The following is a 15,322-nucleotide window of genomic DNA, read 5'->3' as shown; positions in this document are numbered from 1 at the left end:
GAGGGGGCGTGCCACGGGTACGCCCCCTCCGCCACGGAGAACACGAAGGAAGCGCATGATCGCCACCCTCACCGGCCTGGGGCTGTCCTCGGCGTCGGGGCTGAACGCCTACATTCCCCTCCTCCTGGTCGGCCTGCTCGCCCGCTTCACCGACCTCGTCCCCCTCGGGCCCACCTGGTCGTGGCTGGAGCACCCCGTCACCCTCGTGTGCCTCACGGTCCTTCTGGTGGTCGAGTTCGTCGCCGACAAGGTCCCCGCCCTGGACAGCCTCAACGACGCCGTCCAGACCGTGATCCGCCCCTCCGCCGGAGGCGTCACGTTCGGCGCGGGCGCGACCTCCGTCGAGCTGTCCGACCTGGGCGCCACGGCCGCCGCTGACGGCGTCGACTGGAGCGCGGTCCTGGCGGGTGTCGTCGTCGCACTCGTCTTCCACGTCCTCAAGGCCGTGTCCCGGCCGGTGGTCAACACCCTGACCGGTGGTGTGGGCGGCCCGGTGGTCTCCGTGATCGAAGACGTCGTCAGCGCCGTCACGGCGGTTCTGGCGATCGTGCTGCCGATCCTCATCCTCATCGTGTTCCCCTGCATGGTCCTGACCGGTGTCTGGGCCGTGCGGCGCAGGCGCCGGCTGAGGGCGCGGCGGCGTGAGGAACGCGCCGCCGGACGGGACGTGACCTGAGACGACCAGGGGGATGACCGGGTGGCGGGGTGGCGAACGACGCATTCCGGTGTCGACCCGCTGCCCATAAGGTGCTCACAATGGCTGAGACGACTTTTGACCGACGCGACATCACCCACATCGTCTGGGACTGGAACGGCACCCTCCTGGACGACAACCACGCCAACCTCGCCGCGGTGAACGCCGTGTGCGCCAGGTTCGGCCGCGCGCCCGTGGAGATGGAGTACTGGCGCTCCGTGTTCCGGCGTCCCCTCATTCCCTGCTACGAGGACCTGCTGGGCCGTGCCTTCGAGGACGGTGAGTGGGACGAGGCCGAGGAGCTCTACGATCGCAGCTACCTCGAGCACCTGCCCCGCTGCACACTGGCCGACGGAGTACCGGACGTGTTGCACGACTGGGTCGGCGGCGGAGGCACGCAGTCACTGCTGTCCATGGCCTCCCACGAACACCTGGTCCCGCTGATCGCCGAGCGCGGCCTCGACGCGCACTTCACCCGCGTGGACGGTCGCCGATTCGCGACCGTGAAGGACTCCAAGGCCGAGCACCTCGTGCACCACCTCGACCGGCAGGGGGTCGACCCCGCCAAGGTCGTGCTGATCGGGGACATCGACGACGACGCGCGCGCCGCGCACGAGGCCGGGGCGAACGCGCTCCTGGTCGCCAGCGGGCTCATGGCCCGGGAACGGCTGGAGGCGACCGGGGCCACGGTCGTCGACTCGCCGGTCGCCGCCGTCGCGGCCCTGCGTGGAGTCTGACCCAGAGTCACTCCGCGTGACGTCCGGTCATCCCATCACACGGCCTTCCCGTGGTCGTCAAGATGGCCTTCCCACCCCCTCGCGCCCTTGTGTGGGTGGACCCGCCACATCTCCCACACGGCCGTGGTGACCTGCGATCCCGTCGCCGGATCCGGGTCCGGCCCCGTCCTTCGCAACCCCGAGGGGCGGGGCGGAAGCCCGACCACACGGTGGTGTTATATGGGTCTCACATTCACACACAGCCATGCGACTGGGAAGGCTGGCCAATGACGGAGAGCAGCGTGCCCCGTGTGCTCTGGGAGCCGGACGAGGCCACGGCCGACTCCTCGAACATCGTCGCGTTCGCCCGCTGGGCGACGGAACACAAGGGGGTCCGCGCCTTCGGCGAGGGCGCGACCACCCTGGAGGCGTTCGACTACGACGCCCTGTGGCGATGGTCGGCCACCGACATCGAGGGGTTCTGGCAGGCGATCTGGGAGTACTACGGAGTTCGGTCGCAGACCCCCTACGAGAGCGTCCTCGCCGAGCGGATCATGCCGGGCGCGCGCTGGTTCCCCGGCGCCACCCTCAATTACGCCCGGCACATCTTCGAGGGCCGTGACGACGACGCGGTCGCCATCCGCCACGCGACCGAACTGCGTCCCCTGGGCGAGTGGACCTGGGGCGAACTGCGCCGCCGCACCGCCGCGATCGCCGCCGGCCTGCGTGAGCGCGGTGTGGGCCCGGGCGACCGGGTGGTCGCCTACCTGCCCAACCTGCCCGAGACCATCGCCGCGTTCTACGCGGTCGCCTCCCTCGGCGCGGTGTGGTCCTCCTGCTCGCCCGACTTCGGCGTGCGCAGCGTCATCGACCGGTTCGCGCAGATCGAACCGAAGGTGCTCCTGGCCGTGGACGGGTACCGCTACGGGGGCAAGGACTTCGACCGCCGCCCCGTCGTGGCGGAGCTGCGTGAGGCCCTGCCCACCGTCGAGCACACCGTGCTGCTGGACTACCTCACCCCCGGCGCCGAGGTGGCGGACACCGAGCCCTGGAGCGCGCTGGAGGGCCCCGCGTCCGCCGACGGCGCCGAACCCGAGCTGGAGTTCACCCCCGTCCCCTTCGACCACCCCCTCTGGGTGCTCTACTCCTCCGGCACCACGGGCCTGCCCAAGGCCATCGTGCACGGCCACGGCGGGATCCTCCTCGAACAGCTCAAGAACCTCCACCTCCACCTGGACGCCCGCGAGGACGACCGGGTCTTCTGGTTCACCACCACGGGCTGGATGATGTGGAACTTCCTGGCCAGCGTGCTGCTGACCAAGGCGTCCATCGTCCTGTACGACGGCAGCCCGGCCCACCCGTCGCCCACCACCCTCAACGGACGGCCTTCGGCCGCGGAACCTCCCATGCCGGACCTCGGTGCGCTGTGGGACCTCGCCGAGCGGGCGGGCGTCACGGTCTTCGGCACCAGTGCGGGGTTCCTGTCGTCCTGCATGAAGGAAGGCGTGCGCCCGCGCCAGGGGCGTGACCTGTCCGCGCTCCGCGCGATCGGCTCCACCGGGTCCCCGCTCAGCCCTGAGGCCTTCACCTGGGTGTACGAGGAGTTCGGTGACGACCTGTGGCTGTTCTCCACGAGCGGGGGCACGGACGTGTGCAGCTGCCTGGTCGGCGGCACGCCCACCCTGCCCGTGTACGAGGGCGAGATCCAGTCCCGGGCGCTCGGCTTCGCCGTGGCCTCCTGGGACCCGGACGGCAAGGAGCTCGTCGGCGAGGTGGGCGAGTTGGTGGTCACCCAGCCCGCCCCGTCCATGCCGGTCCGCTTCTGGGGCGACCCGGACGGTGAGCGGCTGCGCGACAGTTACTTCTCCGTCTACCCGGGGATCTGGCGGCACGGGGACTGGATCGAGATCACCGACCGGGGGACCGCGATCATCTACGGCCGCTCCGACTCGACCATCAACCGCGGCGGCGTGCGCATGGGCACCAGCGAGATCTACCGTGCCGTCCTCGCCCTGGACGAGGTCGTCGACGCCCTGGTCGTGGACGTTCCCCAAAAGGACGGGTCGTCGAAGATCGAGCTGTTCACCGTCCTGCGCCCCGGCGCGGACCTGGAGGGAGACCTGCCCAAGGAGATCGCCCGTCGGGTGCGCACCGACTGTTCACCCAGACACGTGCCCGACCGCGTCCGCGCGATCAGCGCCGTTCCCCGCACCCTGTCGGGCAAGGTCCTGGAGGTCCCGGTCAAGCGGATCCTCATGGGGGAGAGCCCCGACAAGGTGGTCAGCCGCGACTCGCTGGCCAACCCGGAGGCGCTCGACTACTTCACCCGGCTGACCGACCGCCCGTCCGGCCAGGTCTGAGGCGTCGGCCTCCCCGCGGGTGCGTCGGACCACGCGCCCGCGGGGTTGGGCCGGATGAAAGTATGGGCATAGCCTGACGAACGTGGCCCAGAACCGATCCGACGACAGTCCCAGAGCCGCCACCGACTCCACGGTCCCCAGCCCCAGGATCGACGGTATCGACGCCGCCCGAGCCCTCGCCGTGTTCGGGATGTTCACCGTGCACCTGGGGGTGGCCTCGGTCGGGCTGTTGCCCGAGGACGGCGCCACCGCCCTGCACACGTTCGTGCGCGGCAACTCCTCCGCGCTCTTCGCCCTCCTGGCCGGACTGTCCCTGGCCTTCATGACCGGCCGCACCACGCCCTCGGACGGTGAGGCGCTGCGCGGCGCCACCGTACGCGTCGTGACCCGCGCGGCGGTCATCGGCCTGCTGGGCGTCCTCCTCGACCTGATGGGCGTGCCCGTCGCGATCATCCTCACCTACTACGCGGGCTACTTCCTGCTGGCCCTGCCGCTGGTGCGGCTCCGCGCCGGGGCGCTGTGGGCGGTGGCGGGCGTGCTCGCGGTCGTCGGTCCAGCCGTGTCGTTCGCGCTGCGTTCGGCCATGGGGGCGCCCGAACCCCGGCTGTCCTCGCTCGGTTCGGTCACCGAGTTCCTCCTGACCGGCTACTACCCGGCGATCACCTTCATGGCCTTCGTGTACGCGGGCATGGCGCTCGGCCGCACGGACCTGTCCGCCACCGCCGTGAGGTGGCGGCTGCTCGCGGTGGGCGCGGGGCTGAGCGTGTTCGCCTACGGGGGATCGTGGCTCCTGCTGCACCCGCTGGGCGGGTTGGATCGCCTGGCGGTGGCGGGAGGACCGATGACGGTGGGCCGGCCCTCGACCGTGGCCACCGATCCGGTGCTGTTGGAGTCACTGCGCGCCGGGGTGGAGGATGAGATGTACTCCATCTCCGGTCAGGTGCCGACGGACAGTTGGTGGTGGCTGGCGGTGGGCACACCGCACACCGGCACCACGTTCGAGATCGCCCAGGCGGTGGGCCAGGCGCTGATCGTCATCGTGGCGTGTGTGTGGCTGGCCGAGCGCGCGCGCCGGCTCATGTACCCGCTGTCGTCGGTGGGGCGGATGCCGCTGACCGTCTACACCGGCCATCTGTTCGCGATCGCCGTCGTCATCGGTCTGTCGAGCGGGGAGTGGCGCTCTCCGTGGCTGCTGGAGTGGTTCGTCCTGGGGGCGGCCGTGTTCGCGGTCCTGTGGCGGATCGCCGTGGGGCGGGGGCCGTTGGAGTCCCTCCTGGGCGTGATCGCCGACGGGGTGGACGTGAGCGTGGCGGAGGCCAGACAGGCGAGGGGCGGCTGAGGCCGGTCACCGGGCCCGTTCCCCGGGAGCGGGTGACCGCGGTGGTCCTTGTACGGGTGCCGTCAGGGCTGCCTGCGCCCCGGCGAGGAACGAGCGTCCGGCCCGGCCGAGACGGCGGGCACCGCCTACGTCCGATCCGGGCGGGTGATGTGGTCGGCGGTGCGGTCCCGGTGGGCCAGGGAGTCGGTCGTGGTCCGGGTGTTCTGCTGGATCAGCCGCCGCGCGTCGTCGGCGGCCGACCGTGCCACCTCCGGACGCGCCACCGGCCGGTGGGCGACCTCGGCGTCCTCGGGCAGGCCGATGTCCATGGGCAGCCCCGCGCGGCTGATCACCCGCAGCTGCGCCGCCTCCTGGGACCTCGAGGGGCGGATGTCCCCGTCCGGGGTGCGCCAGGCCCCCAGGCGGGCGCGCAGCCAGTCCGTTCCCTCCGGCCCCTTCTCCCACGGCGTGTGGTCGGGGCGGTGGGCCAGCGCGTGCCGCACGTCGGCCAGGGTCCACCCGGCGGAGAAGAAGCGCGCCGTCTCCCGCCGCAGGGTCGGGAAGTCGACGCGACGCAGTGACGGGTCCTCGCGCCGCAGCCACTCGCAGGCCGCGTGGACGTCGTGCGGTGTGTGCCGAGGGCGGTTGAGCGGGTCCTCCTGTGGACCGCGCAGCAGCGCGTCGTCCACGGTCACGATCACCTCGCCACGGCGGGTGTCCCAGATGCTGACCTCCTCGCGCGCCCATCCCTGGGACTCCACGAGCGCCGCGGCCATCCTGCGCAGGTCGATCTGGTCGTCACTGCTGATTCGGAACTCCGCCATGCCCACAGATTACTGGCGGCCGCTCATATGATGCAGATCACACCTGCGCCACTGTCGCCCTGTAGGTGGGGTCTCGTGTGTTTATTCCTTGAACACAAGGTTTCTATGTTGTGCCTGACTTGTGCCTTGCATCACTAGTTTGTTTACACTTCTTGAAGTTGTGAGCGCCATCATCCGGCGTTTCCCTCAAGTTGACGATGGCAAGGAGATCACGTGAGCACCACGTCACCGGCGAGACCGAGGATGTCGGCCGGCCCTCACCTGCGTTACGTCGTCTTCATCGCCGCGGCGGCGGCGATGGGCGGTTTCCTCTTCGGCTACGACAGCGCCGTGATCAACGGGGCGGTCGAGGGGATCCGGGGCAGGTTCGGTGTCGGGTCGGGGCTGCTCGGCGCGGTCATCGCCATCCCCCTGCTCGGCGCGGCGGCGGGCGCCATGGCCGCGGGCCGCCTGGCCGACCGCGTCGGCCGGCCCAGGGTCATGCAGTTCGCCGCGGTGCTGTTCACGATCAGCGCGCTGGGCTCCATGCTGCCCATCGCGGTCTGGGACCTGGCGTTCTGGCGCGCCCTGGGCGGTGTGGCCATCGGGATGGCCTCGGTCATCGCCCCGGCCTACATCGCCGAGGTGGCGCCGGCCGCCTACCGGGGGCGGCTCGCCTCGTTCCAGCAGGCCGCGATCGTCCTGGGCATCGCCATCTCCCAGCTGGTCAACTGGGGGCTGCTCGCTCTCGCCGGGGGCGAGCAGCGCGGCACGCTGATGGGCCTGGAGGCCTGGCAGGTGATGCTGGGCGTCGAGGTGGTTCCGGCCGTGGTCTACGGACTGCTGGCGCTGCGCATCCCCGAGTCGCCGCGTTACCTGGTCGCCCGGGGGCGGAGGGAGGAGGCCAAGCGGGTGCTCGCGACGGTCGAGCCCGCCGGTGTCGACCTGGACGCCGAGGTCGCCCGGATCGACGAGCGGATGCGCAGCGAGCACAGGTCCACGCTCCGCGACCTCATGGGCGGTCGCGCCGGTCTGCTGCCCATCGTGTGGGTCGGTATCGGCCTGTCGGTCTTCCAGCAGCTGGTCGGCATCAACGTGATCTTCTACTACAGCTCCTCGCTGTGGCAGTCGGTCGGTGTCGACCCGAGCGGTTCCTTCCTCTACTCGTTCACCACGTCGATCATCAACATCATCGGCACCGTGATCGCGATGCTGCTCGTCGACCGGGTCGGCCGCAAGCCGCTGGCCGTGGTGGGTTCGGCCGGTATGGCCGTCTCGCTCGGCCTGGCGGCGTGGGCGTTCTCCTTCACGACCGAGACCGCCGCCGGGATCGCCCTGCCCGATCTCCAGGGCGCCGTCGCCCTGGTCGCCGCACACGCGTTCGTGCTCTTCTTCGCCCTCTCCTGGGGCGTGGTCGTGTGGGTGATGCTCGGCGAGATGTTCCCCAACCGCATCCGGGCCGCCGCCCTCGGTGTCGCCGCGTGCGCGCAGTGGGTCGCCAACTGGCTGATCACCGTCAGCTTCCCCTCGCTGTCGGAGTGGAACCTGTCGGGTTCCTACGTGCTGTACGCGCTGTTCGCCCTGCTCTCGATCCCGTTCGTCCTCCGGTGGGTGCCCGAGACCAAGGGCCGCTCGCTGGAGGAGATGGGATGAGTCCGGTCTAGACCGCGCTCCTCGTCTCGGCGGGTGGCCTTCGGGGGCGAGGGGCGATTTATGGGGGTTTTCGCGGCCAAGTTAGAGGATCATCCTAATGCTCCATCTCTGTCGGGTTGGATGCTCCTCCAACCTTGGTCGGCGCGGTCCGCGCGGGTACTGACGCCCGCGCGGACCGGGGTTATGGTGACTGCCTGACGGCCCGGACGGGATGCCCGTACCGCGCCGGAGAGCCCGTTTCCGCTGGCCACAGCGGAACACACCGTTCCATCGAGCTGTAGGTGCCCGTGCCCCACACCGCATTCGAGGCCACGACCAACCGCGCGCTCCGGGTCTTCCTCCACGGACTCCCCGGCGTTGACGAGGTCGGAGCGCGGACCCGTGCCCAGGACCTGGCCACACGGTCCATCAAGACCACCGCCAAACGGCAGGCCATCGACCTGGCCATCCGGATGGTGGACCTCACCACTCTGGAGGGCGCCGACACGCCCGGCAAGGTCCGCGCCCTGTGCGCCAAGGCCGCCCTCCCCGATCCGGCCGACCGGACCGTTCCCAAGGTGGGCGCCGTGTGCGTCTACCCCGACCGCGTCGCCACCGCCGTCGAGGCCCTGCGGGGCACCGGCATCGGCGTCGCGTCGGTCGCCACGGCCTTCCCGGCCGGGCGCGCGCCCCTGGAGGTCAAACTCGCCGACACCCGCTGCGCGGTGGCCGACGGCGCGAGTGAGATCGACATGGTCATCGACCGCGGCGCCTTCCTGTCCGGCGACTACAAGAAGGTGTACGACGAGATCGTCGCGGTCAAGGAGGCCTGCGCGACCGCGCACCTGAAGGTCATCCTGGAGACCGGCGAACTGGTCACGTACGACAACGTCCGCCGCGCCTCCCACCTGGCCATCCACGCCGGCGCCGACTTCATCAAGACGTCGACGGGCAAGGTGTCCCCGGCGGCCACCCCGCCCGTCGTCCTGGTCATGCTGGAGGCCGTGCGCGACCACCACGCCGCCACCGGCAGGCACGTGGGCGTCAAACCCGCGGGCGGCATCCGCACCTCCAAGGACGCCATCCGCCAACTGGTCATGGTCAACGAGGTCGCCGGTCCCGACTGGCTGTCCCCCGACCTGTTCCGCATCGGTGCCTCCAGCCTGCTCAACGACCTGCTCATGCAGCGCACCAGGCTCAGCACCGGCACCTACCCGGGCCCCGACTACTACACGCTGGACTAGAGCCGTGATCTTCGACTACGCGCCCGCGCCGGAGTCCCGCTCCGTCGTCCGCCTGCGCGACACCTATGACCTGTTCATCGACGGTGAGTTCACCCCCGCCGAGGGCGCTGGGACCCTGCCGACGGTCAACCCCGCCGACGAGACCGAGCTCGCCCGCTTCGCGGTCGCGGGGGAGGCCGACGTCGACCGGGCGGTGGCCGCCGCCCGCCGCGCCCACGACACCGTGTGGAGCCGGATGTCCGGCGCCGAGCGCGGCAAGTACCTCTTCCGGATCGCCCGGATCATCCAGGAACGCTCCCGTGAGCTCGCCGTCCTGGAGTCGATGGACAACGGCAAACCCATCAAGGAGACCCGCGACGTCGACCTCCCCCTGGTCGCCGCGCACTTCTTCTACTACGCGGGCTGGGCCGACAAGCTCGCCCACGCGGGGCTCGGCCGCGACCCGCGCCCCCTCGGCGTGGCCGCCCAGATCATCCCGTGGAACTTCCCGCTGCTCATGCTCGCGTGGAAGATCGCCCCGGCCCTGGCCACCGGCAACACGGTCGTGCTCAAGCCCGCCGAGACCACGCCGCTGAGCGCGCTGGTCTTCGCCGAGATCTGCCAGGAGGCCGATCTGCCCCCGGGCGTGGTCAACATCGTCACCGGCGCGGGCGAGACCGGGCGGACCCTCGTGGAACACCCCGGCACCGACAAGGTCGCCTTCACCGGCTCCACCGAGGTCGGCCGCCAGATCGCCCGCTCGGTCGCGGGCACCGGCAAGCGCGTGACCCTGGAGCTGGGCGGCAAGGGCGCCAACATCGTCTACGACGACGCCGCCGTCGACCAGGCGGTCGAGGGGATCGTCTCCGGCATCTTCTTCAACCAGGGCCACGTGTGCTGCGCGGGGTCGCGCCTGCTGGTCCAGGAGTCGATCGCCGACGAGCTGCTGCCCAAGCTCAAGGAGCGGATCGGCAAGCTCCGACTCGGCGACCCGCTGGACAAGAACACCGACATCGGCGCGATCAACTCCGCCGCCCAGCTGGAGCGGATCCGGGAGCTGACCGACACCGTCGAGGAGGAGGGCGTGCAGCGCTGGTCGCCGTCCTGCGAGCTGCCGTCGGCCGGCTACTGGTTCGCCCCCACCGTCCTCACCGGCGTCAGCCAGGCACACCGTGTCGCCCGCGAGGAGATCTTCGGGCCGGTGCTGTCCGTACTCACCTTCCGTACCCCGGAGGAGGCGGTGGCCAAGGCCAACAACTCCCCGTACGGACTCTCCGCGGGCGTGTGGACGGAGAAGGGCTCCCGCATGCTGTGGACGGCCGAGCGCCTGCGCGCGGGCGTCATCTGGTCCAACACGTTCAACAAGTTCGACCCGACCAGTCCCTTCGGCGGCTACAAGGAGTCGGGATACGGCCGCGAGGGCGGACGGCACGGTTTGGAGGCCTACCTTGGCTAAGCAGCGCAGGACCGCTGAGGCGCCGAAGCCCCCGCGCCTGGCGGTCCGCAAGACGTACAAGCTCTACCTGGGCGGGGCGTTCCCGCGTTCGGAATCGGGCAGGTGCTACCCCGTGACCTCCACCGACGGCGACCACCTCGCCAACGCCGCACTGGCCTCCCGCAAGGACGCGCGCGACGCCGTCGCGGCCGCGCGCAAGGCCTTCGGGGGCTGGTCGTCGCGCACCGCCTACAACCGGGGACAGATCCTGTACCGGGTCGCCGAGGTCCTGGAAGGGCGCCGCGACCAGTTCGCCGCCGGTGCCGAGCGTGCCCAGGGGCTGTCGCGCGCCGCCGCCGACGAGGCCGTCTCGGCGGCGATCGACCGCTGGGTCTACTACGCGGGCTGGACGGACAAGGTCGCCCAGGTGCTGGGCGGCGCCAACCCCGTCTCCGGCCCCTACTACAACCACTCCGCCCCCGAGCCGACGGGCGTCGTGGCCGTGTTCGCGCCGCAGGGCGCCCCGCTGCTCGGACTGACCTCCGTGCTGGCGCCGGTCATCGCCACCGGCAACACCGCCGTCGTGGTCGTCTCCGAGAGCGCGCCCCTGGCCGCGGTCGACCTGGCCGAGGTGCTGGCCACCTCGGACGTGCCGGGCGGCGTGGTCAACCTGCTCACCGGACGGGTGCCGGAGATCGGTCCGCACCTGGCCTCGCACGCCGACGTCAACGCCCTGGACCTGACCGGTGCCGGGGACCTGGCGGCCGAGTTCGAGGAGGCCGCGGCCACCACCCTCACCCGGGTCCTGCGGCCCGGGCCCGGTGCCGACGGGGGAGAGGACGCCTGGCTCGATCCCGACCCGGGCACCGCCCGGATGACGCCGTTCCTGGAGACCAAGACGGTCTGGCACCCGATCGGGGTGTAACACTGGCGGACCGGGGCCCGTCCGGGTCCCGGTCCGACGCGGCCAACGAGGAGCGATCGTGGCGACCCACACACCGACCGAGCGCCCGGGCACGGCACGCGTGCGCGGCCTGCGCCTGGTCCGGCTCGACCGGACCGCAGCGGAGGTCGCCGTGCTGCGGGAGACGGTGCTCCGCCACCGCCTGGCACCCGGACAGTCCCGGTACACCGGACTTCCGGTACAGACCCTGCCGAGCGCCGACGCCGACCCCGCGCGCGTCCCGTTCGCCGTCGTGCGCACCGGCGCCGACGCCGCCGATCCCGAGACGGCGCGCGAGGCCTGCGCCGGTTTCGGGATCGTCGACCGGGTCGGCCACCTGCGCGACCTGGTCGACACGCCGGAGCACGCGGTGCTCCTACGCGCCTTCTACGTCATCCCCGCGTGGCAGGGTCTCGGTGTGGGCAGGACAGCCTGCTCCGCGCCCCTGCTCGACCTGCTCGTGGCTGGGGTAGCTCCCCGCGCCACGGAGATCGTGCTGTGCGTCAACGAGGCCAACGAGGTGGGTCGGCGCACCTACCGGTCGGCCGGGTTCGCCCCCACGGGGCGCACCCACCTCGACGACCTCAGCGGACCGCAGCTCGTCCTGTCCCGGCCCGTGCGCACGGGAGCGTGCCACCGTCCTTTGCCGAAGCCTCGGCCCGAACGAACGGAGAACCAGCAGTGACCCGCACACCCCAGGCCATCGCCGAGGAAGCCGCGACCGAGCTGCGCTCGCGTACCGGAGTGGACAGCTACGACGTCGCCCTGGTCATGGGTTCGGGCTGGGCGCCCGCCGCCGACCTTCTGGGCGAGTCCACCCACGAGGTGGCCACGGCCGAGCTGCCGGGCTTCCTACCGCCCGCCGTCGACGGCCACAGCGGCACGCTGCGCAGCGTGCGCGACGGGGAACGGAACCTGCTCGCCTTCCTGGGCCGCACCCACCTGTACGAGGGGCACGGCACCGACGCCGTCGTGCACAACGTACGCACCGCCGTCGCCGCCGGGGCCACGACCATCGTGCTCACCAACGCCGCGGGCGGCATCAACCCCGACTACTCCGTCGGCTCGCCCGTGCTCATCTGCGACCACATGAACATGACGGCGCGCTCACCTTTGACCGGCGCCGAGTTCGTCGACCTCAGTGAGACCTACAGCCCCAAACTGCGGGCCCTGGCCCGCGAGGTCGCCCCCGAGCTGCCCGAGGGTGTCTACGCGGCGATGCCCGGTCCGCACTTCGAGACGCCCGCCGAGATCCGCATGCTGCGGGCCATGGGCGCCGACCTCGTCGGCATGTCCACCGTGCTGGAGGCCATCGCCGCCCGCGCGGCCGGCGCCCAGGTCCTGGGGATGTCCCTGGTCACCAACGTGGCGGCCGGGCTGGAAGGCGCAAATCTGGACCACGAGGACGTGCTGGCCACCGGGCGCGACGCCGCCGGGACGGTCGGCCGCCTGCTCGCCGACATCGTGGCCAAGCTCTAGCCGGTGTTCGTGCGGGGCCTGCCGCTTCGGCCCGCCCGTCGCCCGCCACCGCCCGGGACCGCTCCGCGGCGGGGCGGGCGCCCGCGCCCGACGCCTCCGGCGCAGCCTCGATCCTGGAGAACCCCTGCGGCGCCCGAGCAACACCCCCTGGGGTGACCGTTCCACGAACACGACCCAGAACGAAGGACTCCGATGACCGCCGACACCGTCGCCCGCGCCCGACAGTGGCTCGCCGAGGACCCCGACCCCGCCACCCGTGAGGAGTTGGGCGCCCTGCTGGACCGCGTCGAGTCCGGTGACGCCGCGGCCCTGGCCGACCTCGAGGACCGCTTCTCCGCCCGCCTGGAGTTCGGTACCGCCGGACTGAGGGGAGAGCTGGGCGCGGGCCCGGGCCGCATGAACCGGGCCGTGGTCATGCGTGCGGCCGCCGGGATCGGCGCCTGGCTGGCCGCCGGGAGCCACGTGGTCGTCGGGTACGACGCCCGCCACGGTTCGGCGGACTTCGCCGAGGCGAGCGCGGCGGTGCTCACCGGGGCCGGGCACCGGGTGTCGGTGCTGCCGCGCCCCCTGCCCACCCCCGTCCTGGCGTTCGGCGTGCGCGATCTGGGCGCCGACGCCGGGATCATGGTCACCGCCAGCCACAACCCGCCGCGGGACAACGGGTACAAGGTCTACGTCGGTGGGGACGGCCCGAACGCGGGCGCCCAGATCGTCGCCCCGGTCGACGCGGAGATCTCCGCGGCCATCGACGCCGTCGGACCGCTCGGTGACCTGCCGCTGGGCCGGGACTGGACGGTCCTGGGGGAGGAGGCGGTCGAGCGCTATCTGGCGGCGGTCACCGCCCTGCCGCTGGGCGCCGACCGGGACCTGGCCATCGCCTACACGCCGATGCACGGCGTGGGCGGCGAGGTGCTGCTGGCCGCCATGGAGCGGGCGGGGTTCGCCCGCCCGTCCGTGGTCGACGTCCAGTTCGCCCCCGATCCCGACTTCCCGACCGTGGAGTTCCCCAACCCCGAGGAACCGGGGGCGATGGACCTGGCGATCGAGGCCGGGCGGGCCGGGAAGGCCGACCTGGTGCTGGCCAACGACCCCGACGCCGACCGGCTCGCCGTCGCGGTGCCCGGCCACGGGCTGCTCACGGGCAACGAGGTCGGCGGTCTGTTGGCCGAGTACGTGCTCGACCACACCTCCGGGGCCGACCGGGCGGTGGCGACCTCGATCGTGTCCTCCAGTCTGCTGGGCAAGATCGCCCGCGACCGGGGGGTGCACTACGAGGAGACCCTCACCGGGTTCAAGTGGCTGGCCCGGGCCGGCGGTCCCGGTCGGCGGCCGGTCTTCGCCTACGAGGAGGCGCTGGGGTACTGCGTCGGCGGTGACGGGGGCCGCCCCGTGGCCGACAAGGACGGTATCGGCGCGGCGCTGGTGATGGCGGCGCTCGCGGCCGAGGCCCGGCGCGAGGGGCGCACGCTGGTGGATCTGTTGGACGACCAGGCGCGCCGGTACGGCCTGCACCTGAGCGACCAGCTCTCGGTGCGAGTGAAGGACCTGTCAGTGATCTCGGCGGCGATGCGGCGGTTGCGTGCCGAGCCGCCCACGGAGTTCGGTCCCCTGAAGGTGGCCGGGGTCGACGACTTCTCCGGGGGCCACGAGGGGCTTCCCCCGACCGACGCCCTGCGTTTCCGGCTGGAGGGTGGTGTCTGGGGTCGGGTGACGCTGCGGCCCTCGGGCACCGAGCCCAAACTCAAGGCCTACGTCGAGGTGGTTCTGGACGCGGACGCGGACGTGGCGGCCGCTCGTGCGCGGGGTGCCGCGCTGCTCGCGGACCTGGTGTCCTCGGTCGCCGGGGTGGTCGGGGCCTGAGCCCGCCTCGGGCGGTTCACTCGAACTCGGGGGGCTCCACGACGGGGCGGTGGACGACCTCGTCGATCACGGTGAGCGTCTGGGTGTCGGTCACACCGGGGAGGGACTGGAGCCGGGTGAGGATCAGGTCGCGCAGCTGGTTGGTGTCGGAGACGCGGACGAGGAGGACGATGTCCGCCGATCCCACCACGTACCAGCAGTACTCGATCTCGGGGTAGGAGGACAGGATCTCGCGGTTGGCGCGCCAGTCCGGCTGGCTTCCGGAGATGAGGACGAGCGCGGTGACGCCGAGCCCCATCTTGGCGTGGTCGGTCACCACGGAGTACCCGCGGATGACGCCCTCGTCGGTGAGCCGCTTGATCCGGTTGTAGGCCGTGGCCCTGGAGACGTTGGCCAGTGCGGCGATCTCCGTGATCCCGGTCCGCGCGTCCTTGGCGAGGGCGCTCAGGATGGTCTGGTCGGTGGAGTCCGGCCGCCGGCCGCTCCTGCGCTGGTCGCCCATGGCCATGTGCGTGCTCCTCGTGTGCTCTTGTGCCAGTGTCCGCCCCTTCCGTCGTCTTTGACCGGGGCTAACGAACTACCAGGTAAACGTTGTTCTCGTCCATTGGGATCTCAGTCCGCGAGATTGGGCGGCCGAGGGTGGGCGCCGCCGTCCCGGGAGGGGGATAACCGCGGAGGAACGTTCCGGGAGACCTCGCGCGGGCCCGACGGGAGTGGTGTCGGGTCGGGGGAGTCTGACTGTACTCAAGGTGGATGACATCGCTGGGGCGGGGGTTTCCCTGACCCGTGAGTAACTACACCGCGCTTCGGCAAACGTGACAGAACTTCTCCTCTTGTGGTCCTTTCTGTTGCTGTTTGT

At 71.5% G+C, this 15,322-nt stretch carries 13 protein-coding genes; 11 read left to right on the top strand and 2 right to left on the bottom strand.

From position 1 onward, the window contains the following. Positions 1 to 55: 55 nt before the first annotated feature. The 4 genes from KIK06_RS13520 (at position 56) to KIK06_RS13505 (ending at position 5,109) form a co-directional block, all read left to right on the top strand. Positions 56 to 676: a DUF4126 domain-containing protein gene (locus tag KIK06_RS13520; RefSeq protein ID WP_268643389.1), complete on the top strand. Its 621-nt coding sequence runs from the start codon at positions 56 to 58 to the stop codon at positions 674 to 676. 80 nt (positions 677 to 756) lie between these two features. Next, positions 757 to 1,431 (top strand): HAD family hydrolase, encoded by a 675-nt coding sequence (locus KIK06_RS13515; protein ID WP_017597966.1) that lies wholly within the window; start codon positions 757 to 759, stop codon positions 1,429 to 1,431. A 266-nt stretch (positions 1,432 to 1,697) separates the two neighbouring features. Beyond that, positions 1,698 to 3,770 (top strand): acetoacetate--CoA ligase, encoded by a 2,073-nt coding sequence (locus KIK06_RS13510; RefSeq protein WP_268643387.1) that lies wholly within the window; start codon positions 1,698 to 1,700, stop codon positions 3,768 to 3,770. Positions 3,771 to 3,852: 82 nt separating this feature from the next. Continuing rightward, positions 3,853 to 5,109: a heparan-alpha-glucosaminide N-acetyltransferase domain-containing protein gene (locus tag KIK06_RS13505; RefSeq protein ID WP_268643385.1), complete on the top strand. Its 1,257-nt coding sequence runs from the start codon at positions 3,853 to 3,855 to the stop codon at positions 5,107 to 5,109. Between the two features lie 125 nt (positions 5,110 to 5,234). On the opposite strand, the gene KIK06_RS13500 is transcribed toward KIK06_RS13505, so the two are convergent. After that, the gene (locus KIK06_RS13500) at positions 5,235 to 5,912 is read right to left on the bottom strand and encodes a hypothetical protein (protein WP_017597969.1); all 678 of its coding nucleotides are present in this window, start codon (positions 5,910 to 5,912) and stop codon (positions 5,235 to 5,237) included. 243 nt (positions 5,913 to 6,155) lie between these two features. Between KIK06_RS13500 and KIK06_RS13495 the strand changes: the two genes are divergently transcribed. The 7 genes from KIK06_RS13495 (at position 6,156) to KIK06_RS13465 (ending at position 14,463) form a co-directional block, all read left to right on the top strand. Next, positions 6,156 to 7,544, top strand: coding sequence for a sugar porter family MFS transporter (locus tag KIK06_RS13495; protein ID WP_017597970.1), 1,389 nt, complete (start codon positions 6,156 to 6,158; stop codon positions 7,542 to 7,544). A gap of 281 nt (positions 7,545 to 7,825) precedes the next feature. Next, a complete protein-coding gene (gene deoC / locus KIK06_RS13490; protein ID WP_017597971.1) occupies positions 7,826 to 8,767 on the top strand; it encodes a deoxyribose-phosphate aldolase in 942 nt (313 codons plus the stop codon). A 4-nt stretch (positions 8,768 to 8,771) separates the two neighbouring features. Beyond that, the gene (locus KIK06_RS13485) at positions 8,772 to 10,202 is read left to right on the top strand and encodes an aldehyde dehydrogenase family protein (RefSeq protein ID WP_017597972.1); all 1,431 of its coding nucleotides are present in this window, start codon (positions 8,772 to 8,774) and stop codon (positions 10,200 to 10,202) included. Beyond that, entirely contained in the window at positions 10,195 to 11,106 is a 912-nt protein-coding gene (locus KIK06_RS13480) for an aldehyde dehydrogenase family protein (protein WP_026127491.1), read from the top strand. Before KIK06_RS13485 ends, KIK06_RS13480 begins: the two co-directional genes overlap by 8 nt. 58 nt (positions 11,107 to 11,164) lie before the next feature. Then, positions 11,165 to 11,809 carry a GNAT family N-acetyltransferase gene (locus KIK06_RS13475; RefSeq protein ID WP_017597974.1) on the top strand — a complete coding sequence of 215 codons (645 nt, stop codon included), beginning with the start codon at positions 11,165 to 11,167 and terminating at the stop codon, positions 11,807 to 11,809. Then, positions 11,806 to 12,603: a purine-nucleoside phosphorylase gene (locus KIK06_RS13470; protein WP_268643383.1), complete on the top strand. Its 798-nt coding sequence runs from the start codon at positions 11,806 to 11,808 to the stop codon at positions 12,601 to 12,603. The genes KIK06_RS13475 and KIK06_RS13470 overlap by 4 nt, the downstream gene beginning before the upstream one ends. A gap of 192 nt (positions 12,604 to 12,795) precedes the next feature. Then, on the top strand, positions 12,796 to 14,463 hold the full coding sequence (locus KIK06_RS13465; RefSeq protein WP_268643381.1) for a phospho-sugar mutase: 1,668 nt from the start codon (positions 12,796 to 12,798) through the stop codon (positions 14,461 to 14,463). Positions 14,464 to 14,479: 16 nt separating this feature from the next. On the opposite strand, the gene KIK06_RS13460 is transcribed toward KIK06_RS13465, so the two are convergent. Beyond that, a complete protein-coding gene (locus KIK06_RS13460) occupies positions 14,480 to 14,971 on the bottom strand; it encodes an Lrp/AsnC family transcriptional regulator (RefSeq protein WP_017597977.1) in 492 nt (163 codons plus the stop codon). Positions 14,972 to 15,322: the final 351 nt, after the last annotated feature.

The sequence above is a fragment of the Nocardiopsis sp. EMB25 genome (genome assembly GCF_026797795.1).
GTDB lineage: Bacteria > Actinomycetota > Actinomycetes > Streptosporangiales > Streptosporangiaceae > Nocardiopsis > Nocardiopsis lucentensis.
This window is presented reverse-complemented; position numbering and strand designations above follow the sequence as displayed.